The organism is Polaribacter batillariae (genome assembly GCF_017498485.1).
In the GTDB taxonomy this organism is placed as follows: Bacteria; Bacteroidota; Bacteroidia; order Flavobacteriales; family Flavobacteriaceae; genus Polaribacter; species Polaribacter batillariae.
In genome coordinates this window covers 2,702,840-2,719,807 of the sequence record NZ_CP071795.1, presented here as the reverse complement: position 1 = coordinate 2,719,807, position 16,968 = coordinate 2,702,840, and the positions used below count along the sequence as shown (strand labels likewise).

Below are 16,968 nucleotides of genomic sequence, written 5' to 3'. Positions count from 1 at the left end.
GTGGTAAAAAACAAGTAAAAACTCATTAATTTTTTACGGACACTTTCCCGCAAAGTGTGTAAGTTAAAAATTACAGGATTAAATTTTTCATAGTTTAATCCTGTTTTCAAATATAGCCAAAAATTGGTTAAGAATGATACCCCAATTTCTAATAGGCAATGTCCATTTTTTTGTTGATTCTCTCAAAGCTAAAAATACGGATTTAATTACAGCATCATCTGTTGGATATGAGAGTTTGTTTTTAGTGTATTTTCTAATTTTCCCATTTAAGTTTTCTATCAAATTTGTGGTATAAATAATGGTTCTGATTTCTAATGGGAAATCGAAGAAAACAGTGAGTTCATCCCAATTGTTTTCCCATGATTTAATGGCATAAGAATATTTAGAGTTCCATTTATTTTTAAAGTCTTCTAAGGCTGCTTTTGCTGCTTCTTTTGTAGGAGCTGTATAGATTTGCTTCATATCTCTTGTAAAGGCTTTTTTATCTTTCCAGACTACATATTTACAAGAGTTTCTGATTTGATGAACCACACATATTTGTGTTACTGAATTGGGAAAAATAGTTTTAATGGTGTCTGTAAATCCGTTTAAATTATCAGTTGCTGTAATTAAAATGTCTTGTGTTCCTCTGGCTTTTATGTCGGTTAAAACGCTCATCCAAAAAGAGGAAGATTCGTTTTTTCCTAACCAAAGTCCTAAAACTTCTTTTTTACCATCTACTCTAAGACCAACAGCAATGTAAATTGTTTTATTGATGACTTTGGAGTTTTCACGAACCTTAAAAACGATGCCATCCATCCATACAATCAGATAAGTAGCTTCTAAAGGTCTATTTTTCCAAGCAATAATGTCAGCTGTAATTTTATCTGTGATTCTAGAAATGGCTGAACTAGAGATGTTATAATCATACAATTCTCGTATTTGTTCTTCGATATCTGTAGTACTCATTCCTTTGGCATATAAAGAAATAATCAGGTTTTCAACTCCATCTGCAGTACTTTCTCGCTTTTTAATAAGCATTGGATTGAAAGTAGCATCGCGATCTCTTGGAACTTTTATTTTAGTTTCTCCTAAATGCGTCTTTATGGTCTTGGTGCCATAGCCATTTCGTGAATTAGGATTGTTGCTTTTTTGATGCTTATCGTAATCTAAATGCGCATCTAATTCGCCTTCTAAAATCTTTTCTACACCACGTTTGTGCAGTTGTTCTATAAAACTGGTTAGTTCTGAACCTGTTTTAAATTGTTTTAAAAATTCTTCGTTTAATAAATCTTCTGGTTTCATAATAAAAGTGTGTTTATAAATTTAGTGATTATTTAATCGTAAAGTTATTTCCGAAATTTTTCCTCATGGAGCAATTTAATGATTGCTCTAGAAAAATTTCAGAATAACTTTACTTACACACTTTTTGGTTTAGTACCTTTTTACGAAAGTACTTTTATAATTTTCATCATATATTAATCCTGATTTTGCTATTGCAAAGACCTGTTTTAGTAGTTTATTACAGACTGCGATTAAGGCTAATTTTTTGCTCTTTCCCTTGGCTACGATTCGTTGATAAAGATCTCGACAAGCCTTGTTGTATTTGCATGCATTAAAACTACACATAAACAATAAATTTCTTAGTTTTTGATTCCCTATTTTACTTATTCTCGATCGTCCTTTTACACTACTACCACTTTGTCTAATTGTTGGCGTTAGACCTGCATAACTACACAATTCACTACCACTCGTAAAACGCTCAAATCCATCGGTTAAAACTACTAACATTAAAGAGGTTTTGGGACCAATGCCTGGGATGCTTTTTAAACGTGTTAAAACATCGTTATGAACTTCTTTTACTAAAATCAATAGATCTTCTTCTATCGTTTTTATTTCTTTCTCAACATGTTTTAAACTGCGTTTTAAAGACCTCACAACAGATTTACTTGGTGTACCTAAAACGGCTTCGCCATGTAATTTATTTTTCAGCATAGTGCTCTGCTTTGTATATGCTGAAAGGGTTCTTGTCATTTGTAAACATTCCAGCTGATGTTTAGAATTGCCTTTCCACAACTTTAATTTAACCTGCTTTGCATACTCACAAATTAGTTTAGAATCGCTCTTATCTGTCTTTATTTTAGACAATTTCATTTGAATAAAACGTTTTACCGATAATGGATTTTCTACCGACAATTTAAAACCTTTTTCTTGTAAATAATAGGCTAATTGGTAATGATAATAACCGGTAGCTTCCATCACGCAATGACTCTTTAAATCTAATAATTTTACAAACTTTTTAAAGCCTGTTAAATTGTTTTTAAACTGGTAATAATTGCCATCTGAATCTGTGACATCAAAAAATAAATGACTGATGTCTATTCCAAAATATTTAATATCTTTATTCATAAGTAAATGTTTTTACGAAAGGACATACTACGCGAGTTTCAACGACTTAAAAGCGAGGTCTAAAAGCCTCATAGAACTGTACGAAATCTGTGTAGAAAAGAGAGGGGATTTTCAATGTTGACGAAGTCTATGCTTCTGCGTGTATATTAACCTTACTCCTCTCTTTTGTCTTTTCTTAATTATGTTCAAATTTAATGAATTACAAACTTAAGACGTGTAAAAAAATTGCTGGTAAAAGCCTACTTGCGAAAATCCTCTCAGATTATTTTCTTGGTTTGTGTTTTATTTATTAACTTTAATGCAAAAACTACGCAACTTTTCCTACACAAACACGTTAACCAAGTTATCGGAAAAACCTAAAATACTGAAATTCAATAAATAAGATTTCTCTATTACAGTCGAAATGACAAATTTTAATACTTTCGAGACAGCTTCTTTTTTTAGGTTTATGATGCTACTTCCTCTTTTCTAATGGGAAGATTTTGAATTAAATCGATATATAAATTTACTTGTTTCTTTAAATCTTTACGTTCGTAAATGGCATCTAAGAAACCATGCTCTAAAACAAATTCCGATTTTTGAAAACCTTCTGGTAAATCTTTTCCTGTAGTATCTTTTACAACTCTTGGTCCTGCAAATGCTATTAATGCATTGGGTTCTGCAATATTAATATCTCCTAACATTGCGTAAGAAGCAGTGGTGCCTCCTGTTGTTGGGTCTGTACATAAAGAAATGTACGGAATTTTAGCCTCTGCCAATTGCGCCAACTTTGCAGAAGTTTTTACCAATTGCATTAACGAAAGCGAAGCTTCCATCATCCTTGCTCCTCCAGATTTAGAAATCATTAAAAACGGAATTTTATTTTTAATAGAATAGTCTATGGCTCTAGCTATTTTTTCTCCAACTACAGATCCCATAGAACCTCCAATAAAGGTAAAATCCATTGCTGCAATTACCAAATCTTTTCCTAAAGATTTACCTACTGCTGTTCTTACAGCATCTTTTAGTTTTGTTTTTTCTTGTGCCGCTTTTAACCTATCTGGATATTTTTTTGTGTCTTCGAATTTTAAAGGATCTTTAGAAGTTAAAGATTCGTTTAATTCTTTAAATTTATTGTCATCAAAAAAAAGTTCGAAATATTCTTTACTTCCAATTCTTACATGATACCCATCTTCTGGACTTACATACAAGTTTCTTTTTAACTCTTCTGTATCTATTATTTTACCACTAGGCGTTTTGTACCAAAGACCTTTTGGAGTGTCTTTTTTATCTTCTGTAGCAGTTTGAATACCTTTATCTGTTCTTTTAAACCAAGCCATATTAAGTTTGTCTTTGTTATAATTCTATTCTAAAAAAAAGAATGTATGTGAAATACAAATGTAAAAATATTTTTGTGAAATACACTTTCTTCTGTTTGATATTCTTCTCTACTTAAATTTATAGGTTTTTGTAAATAGAAAAAAGCATTTCGATCTAAAAAAAAACCGAAATGCTTTTAAAAGCGGTATTTAAATACTTTTACAAAGTATCTACATTATTTAAATCTTGGAATGCTTGCTTTAAACGAGTTGTAAATGTTTCTTCTCCTAAACGCAACCATTTTCTTGGATCGTAATATTTTTTATTAGGTTGGTCTGCTCCATCAGGATTTCCTATTTGTGTTGCCAAATAAGGTGCTTTTTCTTGCATATAATCTCTAATACCTTCTGTATAAGCAAATTGTAAATCTGTATCGATATTCATTTTTACAACACCATAGCCTATGGATTCTCTAATTTCTTCTACAGTAGAACCAGAACCACCATGAAACACAAAATCGATATGATTTTCTTCAACACCATATTTTTTTGAGATAAATTCCTGAGAGTTTTTTAAAATTTTTGGTGTTAATTTTACGTTTCCTGGCTTATAAACTCCGTGTACATTTCCAAATGCAGCTGCAATTGTAAATTGTGGAGAAACTTTCATTAACTCTTCGTAAGCATATGCTACTTCTTCTGGTTGTGTGTATAATTTAGAAGCATCTACGTCCGAATTATCTACACCATCTTCTTCTCCACCAGTAATACCTAACTCAATTTCTAAAGTCATACCCATTTTGCTCATTCTAGCTAAGTATGTTTTACAAATTTCTATATTTTCTTCAATTGATTCTTCAGATAAATCGATCATATGCGAGCTATACAAAGGTTTTCCTGTTTCTTCGAAGTGTTTTTCTGAAGCATCTAACAAACCATCTATCCAAGGTAACAATTTTTTTGCACAATGGTCTGTATGTAAAATTACTGGAACTCCATAAGCTAATGCTAATTCGTGTACATGTTTTGCTCCTGCTACTCCACCAGCAATTGCTGCTTTTTCATTTTCGTTAGACAAACCTTTCCCTGCATTAAATTGGGCTCCACCGTTCGAAAACTGAATGATAACAGGTGCATTTAAATCTCTTGCAGTTTCTAAAACTGCATTTATAGTGCTAGAACCAACAACGTTAACAGCTGGTAATGCAAATCCTTTTTCTTTGGCTAGTTTAAAAATTTCTTGAACTTCTTTTCCTGTTGCAACTCCAGGTTGTATGTTATGACTCATATTTATTTTTTTAAATCGTTGATTATTAGTTTTTCAAAAGTACTAAAAATAGCTGTTTTTCTATTTGCTGAAACTATAAAATAACGAAAACGTTATAGGTTTTCTTTTCTAAATTTATTAAAAAGGATAGTTTATTCCAATATTATAAACGGCGCTTCTAAAGTTATAGTTTTCGAACCATTTATTTTCATTTAAGTAAGGTTCGTAGGTTTTAAATCCTAAATCGAGTCTTAAAACCAAGAAATTTAAATCGTATCGTATTCCAAATCCAGAACCTACAGCAATACTTTTTAAAGAAGAAAGCCCTGTAAAATCTGCCCCTTCAAAATCTTGTAAAAAACCCGAAACGTCCCAAATATTACCTGCATCTACAAACAAGGCTCCTTTTATATCTCCAAGAATGTTAAAACGATATTCTAAACTCGTTAAAAACTTTAAGCTTCCTGTATTAAATTCAAATACATTCGGTAAAGCACCTGGCCCTAAATTATAACTTCTCCATGCTCTTATGTCGTTTGAACCTCCTGCAAAATAACTTTTAGAAAAAGGAATATCTGATTTTCCATAAGGAATAATTAAACCAAAGAAAGATCTAAAACCTATTACAGCATCTTCCGATAATTCCCAAAATTTCTTATATTCTATATCTGTTTTAAAATATTGTGCAATTGGAGTTCCTGCGATTGTTTTTGCGCCAGTATCGTCTCTTTTTGTTGATAAAAGCCCCACAACATTTCCTGAATTTGTTATTTTAAATTTAAAAAATGAAAAATTATTATCCTTAAAATTTGTTTGAGAGTTATAGGTAAACGAATAGGAAATTGTAGGAATAATAAAATTAGAAGTAATAATTCTATACCTGCTAGCAATGTTGAATAATGTTAAATATTCTACAGGGTTGTTATTCGCAAAATTATCATCTAACAATGCCTTAACTACAAATTGCTCTGCAGATGCAGCTTCTAGTTTTTCATTTGGAAAAAAGTTGTTTTTAATGACTTCTATTTTATCAAATTCAGAACCATAAATCGTAAAATACTGGCTAATATTTAAGTTTGCTAAATATTGCAAGTTAAAACCTTCTATTTGAATTGTTTTTTTGGGAGTATAATTCCATTTATAATCGATTCCTGTTGTTATCGTTTGCCTATCTAATCCTATATTTTTTTGTAAACTGGCTCCCATAGAAATTCTAGTTTTGGGAGACATTGCCTTGGGCACTAATTTGTTTAAACCAAAAGGCGCTACAAATCTTGGAATTTCTAAAGAAACATCGGAACCTAACTCGTAACCAGGGCCATTACTCGAATTAAAATACGAACCTAAAAAAGAGAGTTTTAAAGTTTCTGCTCCTCTAAATGCATTTCTATCGATAATAGAAAATTTGGCCAATGTTCCTATTTCTCTAATATTAGAATGTGTTAATTCGGCATCCCAAGCGAGTGTATATTTTTCTTTTGGCGACAAATAAACATTTAGCTTTAATTCGTCTCCAGTACTACCAATGGGTATAAAATCTAAGTTTGTAGTTTTAAAATTATTTAAAGATTTTAAATGATTTCTTGTTAAGTTTCTAAGGGTGTCTTTATAAACATCTCCTGGTTTAAAAAAAATAGATTGTGCTAAATATTTAGGGTTGTATTTTATTTTATTGTATCCGTAAAACTTTACTCCCTTATAAGTTAAAGAGTCTAAATATTTCTTGTCTTTTTGAGTATAAGAATAATCTGTAATTACTTTTATTTCTTTTACCTTATGAACCTTGTATTCTTTATTGGTATAAGTGCCATCTTTTTCTTCGAATCTTCCACCAGAAATTAAAAATTCGACATTTGTTTTGTAATCTGTTCTTGTAGAATCTACATAAAAACCCAAAGCAGATTCCGAAAAATTAACAATTCCGTTGTTTCTATACAACTTTACAACATTTGCAGCTTCGTTTCTAAAAGTTTTATCATTGTACTGGTCTCCAGTCTTTAGTAAAGAAGTTATTCCAGAAGCTTTGTAAATAGAATCTAAAACAGGAGATTCTATTTTTACCTTAATGGTATCTAACAAAGTGGGGCTGCCCTTTGTGATATGGTATTCTACTGTCGCTTTTTTATCTTTATGCCTATTAATTACAGTATCTACCTTCGATTTAAAGTAACCTTGTGTTTTATAATACGCCCACAAATTGTCTCCAGTTCTTTTTACTTTGGTTTTACTAACAATTACTGGTGCGTCGAAATCTAAAAACCAATTATTTAAATTTATTAAAGAATTTGCATATGCGATACTTTGTTTTTCTGAAAAAACATTTTTTATAAAATTATATCTTTTAGGATTTTCTTTTCCCCATTCTAATGGTGTTTTGGGTTTATCGTGATTTCCAAAGTTATGAAAATACAAACCCAATGGTAAACCCAATAATCTCGCATTTGGTTTTTGAAGAATGTATTTCTCTAAATCGCTATTTTTATTTCTTACACTATCTACAAAAATATAATTTTTCGTTAGCATGTGCTCGTTCTTGGCAACATGTTTTGTAGAATTACACGCAACCAAAATTAAGACAAGTAAAAAGTAAATAGAAAATTTTTTCATTACTTTAGTAATAGAATCGAGCATCAAAAATAATATTTTTCAACGGTTTATTTCCATTTAGATTTAATTAATGGTTATCTCCCAAAAACAGATTGCTTTTCGGTTTTTATACTGGTTCTTTTTTCCTTTATTTGTATGAATTTTTTAGGTCGCAACAAAGGTTGTGCTTAAAAAAAAGCTTTCATAAATAAAAAAACTGTCGGCTTAAAAAGTTCAGCATACATTTAAAATTTAAAAAAACTGTCTATTTTGAGTATTTCAAAAAATCAACTTAAACTAATAACAAGTTTATCTCAAAAAAAGTATCGCCAAAAGCATAAATTATTTATTGCTGAAGGAATAAAAGTAGTAAACGAACTTTTAAACTCTTCTTTCGAAGTAGCTACTATTTTTTGTACAGATGATTTTGATTGTAATCTTTCTGATGAAAAAATCGTTCGAATTTTAGAGACCGATTTAAAAAAAATAAGCAATTTAAAAACGCCTAATAAAGTTTTAGGAATTTTTAAAATTCCCAAAGAAAAACAACTTGCCAATAAAGGATTAATAATTGCTTTAGATGCAATAAACGACCCTGGAAATTTAGGTACTATAATTCGTTTATGCGATTGGTTTGGCGTAACACAATTGGTATGTTCTAAAGACACTGTAGATTGTTATAATGCAAAAGTTGTGCAAGCTTCTATGGGTTCTTTAACAAGAATTTCTATTTATTATTTAGAACTAAAAACGTATTTAGCAACAACAAAATTACCCACATTTATAGCAGATATGAGTGGTAATAATGTATATAAAACCATTTTACCAGCAGAAAGTGTTTTAATTATGGGAAATGAAGCAAATGGAGTTTCGAAAGAAGTAAGAAAACTGGTTTCTAATAAAATTTCTATTCCACGTTTTGGCAAAAGTCAAGAAACAGAAAGTTTAAATGTAGCAACTGCAACAGCAATTTTGCTAAGTGAGTTTTCTAGGTTTAAGGTTTAATACCAACTATCGTTTGAAATAATTTTAGTTTTTATAAAAAAAAGCTCCGAATAAAAATTCGGAGCTTTTAAATATTATGTAATTATAAAATCTTACAATGCAGCTACGTGCTTTGTTAATTTAGATTTTAAATTTGCTGCTTTATTTTTGTGAATGATATTTTTCTTAGCTAGTTTGTCTAACATAGAAATAACTTTACTTAAATTAGATGCAGCTTCTTTTTTGTCTTCAGTTGCACGTAAATCTCTAACCGCATTACGAGTAGTTTTATGCTGATATTTGTTACGCAACCTTTTCGCTTCGTTACTTCTAATTCTTTTTAATGCTGACTTATGATTTGCCATAATTTCTTTCTATTTGTTTTTTTATTAAAACATTTGTAGTCCGTACGGGAATCGAACCCGTGTTACCAGGATGAAAACCTGGCGTCCTAACCCCTAGACGAACGGACCAAAACAATCGAGTATGTCTCAATTGCGGATGCAAATATACAACGTTTTTTAAATTCTGCAATAATTTTTTAAAAAATTTTAAAAAATCATAATTTTTTTTTGAATTCGCTTTTTTATAGAGCAATAAAGGCATTATTTTCCCTGTAAAATAAAGAGATTGTTGTTTAATTACAGTTAATACGCTTTTGCAAAAAGCACTCTTTTTGTGGATGGTTTTCCACTAAAAACACAAACTCCAGATTCTTCTTTTGCATCATTTGGAATACAACGAATGGTCGCTTTTGTGTATTCTTTAATTTTATTTTCGGTTTCTTCTGTTCCATCCCAATGTGCAGAAACAAAACCTCCTTTATTTTTTATTACTTTTTTAAATTCTTTAAAGTCGTTTACCTCTGTGGTATGTTCCGTTCTATAATCGAAAGCTCTTTGAAATAGATTTTCTTGTATTTCTTCTAATAAATTACAAACAAAGTCCACAACCGTGTTTTGCGAAATTGTTTGTTTCTCGAAAGTATCTCTTCTAGCAACTTCTACTGTGTTATTTTCTAAATCTCTTCCGCCAAAAGCAATTCTTACAGGAACTCCTTTTAGTTCGTATTCAGCAAACTTTGCGCCTGGCCTAAACGTATCTCTATTATCGAATTTAACTGAAATTCCTTTTTCACGAAATTCCTTTACAAATACAGCTACTTTTTCTGAAATTGCATTTAATTGATCTTCTCCTTTATATATAGGCACAATTACAACTTGTATTGGAGCCAATTTTGGGGGTAAAACCAAGCCATTGTCGTCTGAATGTGTCATAATTAAACCACCAATCAAACGTGTAGAAACGCCCCAAGAAGTTGCCCAAACATGTTCTTGTTTTCCTTCTTTAGAAGTAAATTTTACATCAAAAGCTTTGGCGAAGTTTTGTCCTAAAAAGTGGCTTGTTCCAGCCTGTAGTGCTTTTCCATCTTGCATTAAAGCTTCAATCGTATAAGTATCTTCTGCTCCTGCAAAACGCTCACTGTTAGACTTATAACCTTTTACAACCGGCATTGCCATAAAGTTTTCTGCAAAAGTTGCATATACTTTTTGCATTTGTTTCGCTTCAATAATTGCTTCTGTTCTTGTGGCATGTGCAGTATGGCCTTCTTGCCATAAAAATTCTGCAGTTCTTAAAAATAAGCGCGTACGCATTTCCCAGCGAACTACATTTGCCCACTGGTTTATTAGCAAAGGTAAATCTCTGTACGATTCAATCCATCCTTTATAGGTATTCCAAATAATAGCTTCAGAAGTTGGTCTAACCACTAATTCTTCTTCTAATTTTGCTTCTGGATCTACACGTAATTTACCAACATTATCTGGGTCGTTTTGTAAACGATAATGAGTTACCACTGCACATTCTTTTGCAAAACCTTCTGCATTTTTTTCTTCAGCTTCAAATAAACTTTTTGGAACAAATAAAGGGAAATAAGCATTTTGATGCCCTGTTTCTTTAAACATTCTATCTAATTCTGCTTGCATTTTTTCCCAAATCGCAAATCCATAAGGTTTTATAACCATACAACCTCTAACTGCAGAGTTTTCTGCAAGATCTGCTTTTACAACTAATTCGTTATACCATTTGGAATAATCTTCTCCTCGTTTTGTTAAATGTTTACTCATATTTCGAAGTTTGGCATAAATATTGTTATCTTTAAAGTGAAATTTTTGTTAAAAAAAACGTAGTATTTTCAAAAACGGTACAAAACTACTACAAAAAGGTTAGAACCTATGTAAGTTTAGCGTTTTTTGTTCAACAAATTTTCTAAAAATTAATGTTTACCATAAAATATATCAATATGAAATTATCTCACTATAAATCCAGCTTACACCGAGTTCTCTTATTTTTTCTATCTAGTATCTTACTGGTTTCCTGTGGTACTTATCAAAGTGTTTATTCTGATGATGGTATTTATGGAGACGAAACCCCTGTTAGAGAAAAGAAAGTAATTGTTGCTAATGAAAGAGAATACAACGATTATAACAATAATTATTTTACAAAAGAACTAGAAAGATTAGAAAGTTTAGATAATTCTGATTTTTTTACAGACATAGATACTTACAATTCTCCTGACACATTGTATTTAGAAGACAATTTAAACTACAACACAAATCCGTCTTGGGGTAACAACCCAAATAACGATGTTGTTGTAAATATAAACTTAATTAACGACCCATACTGGAATGATTTTTATGGAGTTGGCTGGGACACTTGGGGCTGGAATAATTGGGGTTATAACAACTGGGGCTGGAATAATTGGGGCTGGGGTTGGAATAACTGGAGATTTAGAAATAGATGGTATAATGGCTGGAATGCTTGGGGATATAACCCATATTGGCATCCTTACCACAACAACTTAGCTTGGGGTTGGTATGGAGGTTTTTACAACCCATATTTTGGTTATGGTTATGCAACACCTTATAGAAACAATCGTTTTTATAACCATAGAAATTATCGTTATCATAGAAACAGAACTTATGGTAGAAGAACTGCTTACAACAATACATACAGCAGAAGAAGAGGAAGCACAACAAACTCTTCTATAACATCTAGAAGAAGAACGTCTTCTCGAAACCCAAGTTCAACTATTTCAAGAAGAAGGTCTAGTACAATATCTCCAAATAGAAGATCTTCTACGATTAGAAGAAGCTCTACAAACACATCTTCGAGAAGAAGAAGTAGTACTAGTACAAGAAGAAGTTCTTCGAGTACAAGTTCTAGAAGAAGAGGTGGAAATAGCCCTACAGCAAGTAGATTTAATAGTTCTACAAGAAGAAATAGTAGTTCTACGATTAGACGATCTACCACATCTCCTATAAGAAGAAGCAACTCTTCTGCCGTTAGAAGATCTACAACTAGACGATCTACCACAGTTCCTACAAGAAGAAGTAGTTCTTCTACAGCTAGAAGATCGAGCGTTGCAAGAAGAACTTATACTCCACCTGCAAGAACAACAAGTTCAAGATCATCAAGAGCAACAAGTAGTAGAGCAACTTCAAGTTCATCTAGAAGTTCAAGAAGCTCTTCATCTAGAAGATCTTCTTCATCCAGAAGAAGAGGAAATTAAAAAAATCGCCTAATAAAAAAAACAATTAAAATGAAAAAAATAATAACACTTGCGACGTTGTTCGCAGTAACTTTAACGTCTTATGCTCAATCTTTAAATTATCAAGAATTAGCATTGCTTTTCTCGCAAGATGATGCTAACGGAACTGCACGTTTTACGTCTATGGGAGGTGCTTTTGGAGCATTAGGTGGCGATATTTCTTCTATAAATATCAATCCAGCAGGTTTGGCCGTTTTTAATAACAGTTCGTTTGCAGGTACATTAAATAGTAGAAATACAGAAATACAATCTACTTTTTACGGGAACACCGTAAACAATCAAGATCAGTTTTTTAACTTTTCTCAAGCGGGTGCAGTTTTGGTTTTTGAGAGTGCTTACAAATCTGATTGGAATAAATTTGCAATTGGTTTTAACTATAGACTTTCTAAAGATTTTAACGACAATTTTATTATTGAAGGGAATAGTGAAGTACCAACATTTAGAGATTTTCCTTTAGATAATAACAACCCTACAATAGATTATAATGTTTCAGACGAAAATCAAAGATTTATAAACAATTATAAAGGAGGATTGGATGAAATTAATTTGGCATTTTCATCTGTATATCAAAACAGATTGTACGTAGGTGCTGGATTTAATTTTTACAATCTTAATTTTAGTCAGCAATCTAATTTATTAGAGTTTAATAGCGATGGAAATGGAAACACATTAGACGCGAACTTCTATCAAGAAAACTTTACATCAGGTTCTGGAATTTCTTTAAACGCAGGTTTTATCTACAAGGCAAACCAAAATTTTAGATTCGGTTTGTCTTACCAAACGCCAACTTGGTTTACAGAAATTATAGAAGATACTAATATTGTAGATAATGATGGTTTTGAAGGGGATACAGAAATTACCGTTAGTAATGACCCAAATAATATTTACAACAACACTGCTGGAGATAATTTTCTAAACCAAAGTTTAATTTATAGATTAAAAACACCGAGTAAATTAACAGCAAGTGCTGCTGTGGTATTTGGTAAAAGTGGTTTGTTTAGTTTCGATTATATCAATAGAAATTATTCGAATATGAAATTATCAAATGGAGATTTTTCAGGAGAAAATACATTTTTCGAAAATGAATTAAAAAGCACCAATTCTTTTAACATGGGTGCAGAATGGCGATTTGATAAATTAAGTGTTAGAGGAGGTTATAGGTTCGAAGAAAACCCAAATAAAGCAGCATTAGATTCCGACAATATTAGTGGTTATTCTTTTGGAGCTGGTTATAATTTTGGGAACTTTAAAGTAGATTTTGCTTACAGTAACAATAACAGAACCTCTTTTTACGATGTTTACCCACAGTTTGTAGCGCAAATAAATACAGCAGATTTAAGTATAGACAATAGAATTTTTACAGCAACAGTTTCCCTAAGTCTGTAATTAAAAAACACAAATAAATTTCGGCTTCACTTTTAATAGCAAATAAAAAATGTTATTAGAAGTGAAGTCGAAAAAGTTTTATACCGTTAAAAACAATGCTATTTGTCTTTTTTGCCTTAATTTTGCAACTCAATTTTTAGACAATGTCAAACATCAAAATTACCATACAAGAAACAACTAACAATACCATTATAAAATATAACAGTAGCAGTATTTTAATAAATGGAGGCAGTTACGAATTTAACAATATAGACGAAGCTAAAAACTCGCCTTTAGCACAACAATTATTTTATTTACCATTCGTAAAAAAAGTATTTATTACAGCTAATTTTATTGCAATACAACGTTTCGATATTTTAGAGTGGAAAGACGTACAAGAAGAAGTAAAAGAGCAGATAGAAACTTTTTTAAATGCTGGAAACGCAGTGGTAAACGAAGAAAGAACTTCTAAAAAAGAGGCTGTTGAAGTATATGCAGAAGTAACTCCCAACCCATCTGTAATGAAATTTGGCACCAACAAAGCGTTAACACAAACAGATGTTGAGTTTAAAAATATAGACGAGGCAAGCGAATCGTCTCCATTGGCTTTGGCAATTTTTAATTTTCCCTTCGTAAAAGAAGTTTTTATCTCCGACAATTATGTTTCAATTACCAAATACGATATGGTAGAATGGAATGAGGTGTATGGTGAGGTAAGAACGTTTATACGCGAATATTTAGCAGACGGAAAAACAATTATTAAAGAATTACCAAGAGAAGAAATTGTTGCAGAAGGAACAAAAGAATTAATTCCGGAAGTAAAATTAGAAGGTGTTTCTGCCCAAATTGTAAATATTTTAGATGAATACATAAAACCAGCAGTTGCAGGAGATGGAGGTAATATTGCTTTTCGATCTTATGACGAAGAGAATAAAGTAGTAAGTGTAATTTTACAAGGCGCATGTAGTGGTTGCCCATCTTCTACAGCAACTTTAAAAAACGGAATCGAGAATTTACTAAAAGAAATGCTACCAAATCAAATTAACGAGGTTGTAGCTATAAATGGGTAAAAAAGTGCCTTTAATTCCCCCTAAAGGGGAATGTTATAACGGAATATTACATTGTTTCAATAGAAAATTAAAATAACAAAAACACAGTTTACACCCTGTAGTTACCTCTCTTTAGGAGGATTAAGGTGAGCTTATTTATGTCTGCAGAAAAAATAAATCCATATAAAAATTCTAAGTTAGGTAAAAAAGAACAAGTTACCCAAATGTTCGATAACATCTCTAAAAATTACGATGGCTTAAACCGTGTAATTTCTTTAGGGATTGATATAAAATGGCGTAAAAAAGTGGTAGAAATTGTGGGTAAAAACCATCCAAAACAAATTTTAGACATTGCCACAGGTACAGGAGATTTAGCGCTAATGATGGCCGATTTAAAGCCTGATAGAATTGTAGGTTTAGATATTTCTGCAGGAATGCTAGAAGTTGGCAAACAAAAAATAGCCAAAGCAAAACTTTCCAATAAAATAGAAATGATGGTGGGCGATTCCGAAGATATGCCTTTCGAAGATGCAACTTTCGATGCTATTACAGTTTCCTTTGGTGTTCGTAATTTTGCGAATTTAGCTAAAGGAATTAAAGAAATTGCCCGAGTTTTAAAACCAAATGGAGTTTTGGTGATTTTAGAAACGTCAAACCCTACTAAATTTCCTTTTAAACAAGGGTACAAGCTATATACAAACTTATTTTTACCTATCGTTGGAAAACTGTTTTCGAAAGACAAGGTTGCGTATTCTTATCTATCGGAATCTGCGAATTCTTTTCCTTTCGGAGCAGCGTTCAACAATATTTTGCAAAAAAATGGGTTTACACATACAGAAGATAATCCTGTAACCTTTGGTGTTGCAACAATTTACACAGCACGTAAGTAATTATGAGTAAAAGAAACCTACTTTTTTGTTTTTTTCTATTAGTTAGTATTTCGTTTTTTGCACAGAAAGAACGCGTAGAATATTTGCCTTCATTCGATAAACGACCTTTGCATTATGGTTTTTATCTAGGTGTAAATCAAAATGATTTTAAACTAAACTTAAGAGAAAGTACAATTGCGAATGCAAACATAACTGTAGAACCAACTGTAGGTTTTAATGTGGGTTTAATTGCAGATTTACGTTTGCATAAAAACTTAAATTTGCGCTTAGAGCCAGGTTTGGTTAGCAATTCTAAAAAGATTTATTTTAATCATTTACCAACAGAACAAGATAGTGTTAGAGAAGCCAGTTCTACCTATTTACATGTTCCTTTGGTTTTTAAATTTAGTACAGACAGGTATCATAATATTCGACCGTATTTATTAGGAGGCATTTCTTACGACTATAATTTTTCGAGTAACGAAAAAAATCAAGATGATAACTCTGCAGGGCAATTTCGTATGAAAACACATAACTTTATGTACGAAGTAGGTATTGGAGTGGACATTTACCTCTATTTCTTTAAGTTTTCTCCATCAATACGTGGTGTTTTTGCCATTAACAACGAAATTAAATATGATAACGATCCCGAAAGTAGGTGGACAGCACCAATAAACTTTATGGGAACTCGTGGTATTTTCTTAAATTTTGCTTTCGAGTAAATTTTCTCACAAAGGCTTCGAAAAAAAACAAAGCACTCAAATTCTATTAAAAAAATACCTAGTAACCTGAGTTCGATTAAAATTTAGGCATTTTTTTCTAGTAAAAAAGATAGATTTTCAGTAAATTAAAGTATTGAATTTCAATTTATTAATCTAAAAATCTATCTATGATAATCTACTCTAAAATTACTGAAATTTTCTGTCTTGTTGATGAATTTTGTAAAGAATATGACCAAATAGTCAGTAAACACCTTTTAGGCAATCCATCAAAACGTCCCAGTGTTATGTCAAATAGCGAGGTAATTACCATTACCATTTTGTTTCAGCTTAGTGGTTTTAGGACCTTTAAACACTTTTACGTGTATTACTTGCAAAAGCATATGCAAGATGATTTCCCAGCTACAGTTTCATACAATAGATTTACAGAACTCATGCAGCAAAACCTCATGCCAATGACTTTATTTTTAAAGACATGTTGTTTAGGTAATTCTACGGGTATTTCTTTTGTAGATTCTACACCTGTTAGAGTTTGCAGCCCCAAACGAATTAAGAATAATAAAGTATTTAAAGGCATTGCAACCACTGGAAAATCCACTATAGGATGGTTCCATGGCTTTAAATTGCATATCGTTATAAATGATAAAGGTGAAATCCTAAACTTCTGCATAACCCAAGCTAATGTTGATGATAGAACGCCATTAAAAAAGAAGTCTTTTTTAGATAAAATTTATGGTAATACCATTTAAACTTTGAATTCAATATAATATTTACTATCTTTCGGGATAAAATTTATTATCTTTCAATATGCCAAAAAAATTACCTTATCCATT

13 protein-coding genes, 1 tRNA gene and 1 pseudogene are annotated in these 16,968 nt (G+C 31.3%); 7 read left to right on the top strand and 8 right to left on the bottom strand.

Annotation, left to right across the window (positions count from 1 at the left end):
* Nucleotides 1-87: 87 nt before the first annotated feature.
* From JL193_RS12045 to tamL, 5 genes are all read right to left on the bottom strand, one after another.
* The gene (locus JL193_RS12045) at nt 88-1,284 is read right to left on the bottom strand and encodes an IS256 family transposase (RefSeq protein WP_207970621.1); all 1,197 of its coding nucleotides are present in this window, start codon (nt 1,282-1,284) and stop codon (nt 88-90) included.
* Nucleotides 1,285-1,413: 129 nt separating this feature from the next.
* Nucleotides 1,414-2,388, bottom strand: coding sequence for an IS110 family RNA-guided transposase (locus tag JL193_RS12040; RefSeq protein WP_207971031.1), 975 nt, complete (start codon nt 2,386-2,388; stop codon nt 1,414-1,416).
* Between the two features lie 446 nt (nt 2,389-2,834).
* Nucleotides 2,835-3,707, bottom strand: a complete 873-nt coding sequence (gene accD, locus JL193_RS12035; protein ID WP_207971030.1) for an acetyl-CoA carboxylase, carboxyltransferase subunit beta — start codon at nt 3,705-3,707, stop codon at nt 2,835-2,837.
* A 199-nt stretch (nt 3,708-3,906) separates the two neighbouring features.
* On the bottom strand, nt 3,907-4,974 hold the full coding sequence (fbaA, locus tag JL193_RS12030; protein ID WP_207971029.1) for a class II fructose-bisphosphate aldolase: 1,068 nt from the start codon (nt 4,972-4,974) through the stop codon (nt 3,907-3,909).
* A gap of 117 nt (nt 4,975-5,091) precedes the next feature.
* Complete coding sequence (gene tamL / locus JL193_RS12025; protein ID WP_207971028.1) at nt 5,092-7,560, bottom strand: translocation and assembly module lipoprotein TamL; 2,469 nt, start codon at nt 7,558-7,560, stop codon at nt 5,092-5,094.
* 249 nt (nt 7,561-7,809) lie between these two features.
* Between tamL and JL193_RS12020 the strand changes: the two genes are divergently transcribed.
* Nucleotides 7,810-8,544: a TrmH family RNA methyltransferase gene (locus tag JL193_RS12020; RefSeq protein ID WP_207971027.1), complete on the top strand. Its 735-nt coding sequence runs from the start codon at nt 7,810-7,812 to the stop codon at nt 8,542-8,544.
* A 92-nt stretch (nt 8,545-8,636) separates the two neighbouring features.
* On the opposite strand, the gene rpsT is transcribed toward JL193_RS12020, so the two are convergent.
* The 3 genes from rpsT to proS all read right to left on the bottom strand — a co-directional run bounded on the left by rpsT (nt 8,637) and on the right by proS (nt 10,649).
* Entirely contained in the window at nt 8,637-8,888 is a 252-nt protein-coding gene (gene rpsT / locus JL193_RS12015; protein WP_207971026.1) for a 30S ribosomal protein S20, read from the bottom strand.
* A 36-nt stretch (nt 8,889-8,924) separates the two neighbouring features.
* A tRNA-Glu gene (locus JL193_RS12010) sits at nt 8,925-8,996 on the bottom strand.
* A gap of 174 nt (nt 8,997-9,170) precedes the next feature.
* Nucleotides 9,171-10,649 (bottom strand): proline--tRNA ligase, encoded by a 1,479-nt coding sequence (gene proS, locus JL193_RS12005; protein ID WP_207971025.1) that lies wholly within the window; start codon nt 10,647-10,649, stop codon nt 9,171-9,173.
* Between the two features lie 176 nt (nt 10,650-10,825).
* Here proS and JL193_RS12000 point away from each other — a divergent pair, with 176 nt between their 5' ends.
* From JL193_RS12000 to JL193_RS11975, 6 genes and pseudogenes are all read left to right on the top strand, one after another.
* On the top strand, nt 10,826-12,094 hold the full coding sequence (locus JL193_RS12000) for a hypothetical protein (RefSeq protein WP_207971024.1): 1,269 nt from the start codon (nt 10,826-10,828) through the stop codon (nt 12,092-12,094).
* A 30-nt stretch (nt 12,095-12,124) separates the two neighbouring features.
* Nucleotides 12,125-13,519, top strand: a complete 1,395-nt coding sequence (locus tag JL193_RS11995; protein WP_207971023.1) for an OmpP1/FadL family transporter — start codon at nt 12,125-12,127, stop codon at nt 13,517-13,519.
* A 143-nt stretch (nt 13,520-13,662) separates the two neighbouring features.
* A complete protein-coding gene (locus tag JL193_RS11990) occupies nt 13,663-14,568 on the top strand; it encodes a NifU family protein (RefSeq protein WP_207971022.1) in 906 nt (301 codons plus the stop codon).
* A 137-nt stretch (nt 14,569-14,705) separates the two neighbouring features.
* The gene (gene ubiE / locus JL193_RS11985) at nt 14,706-15,437 is read left to right on the top strand and encodes a bifunctional demethylmenaquinone methyltransferase/2-methoxy-6-polyprenyl-1,4-benzoquinol methylase UbiE (protein WP_207971021.1); all 732 of its coding nucleotides are present in this window, start codon (nt 14,706-14,708) and stop codon (nt 15,435-15,437) included.
* 2 nt (nt 15,438-15,439) lie between these two features.
* A complete protein-coding gene (gene porT, locus JL193_RS11980) occupies nt 15,440-16,138 on the top strand; it encodes a type IX secretion/gliding motility protein PorT/SprT (protein WP_207971020.1) in 699 nt (232 codons plus the stop codon).
* 167 nt (nt 16,139-16,305) lie between these two features.
* Nucleotides 16,306-16,872, top strand: a pseudogene (locus JL193_RS11975) (IS982 family transposase); the annotation flags it as partial.
* Between the last annotated feature and the right edge of the window lie 96 nt (nt 16,873-16,968).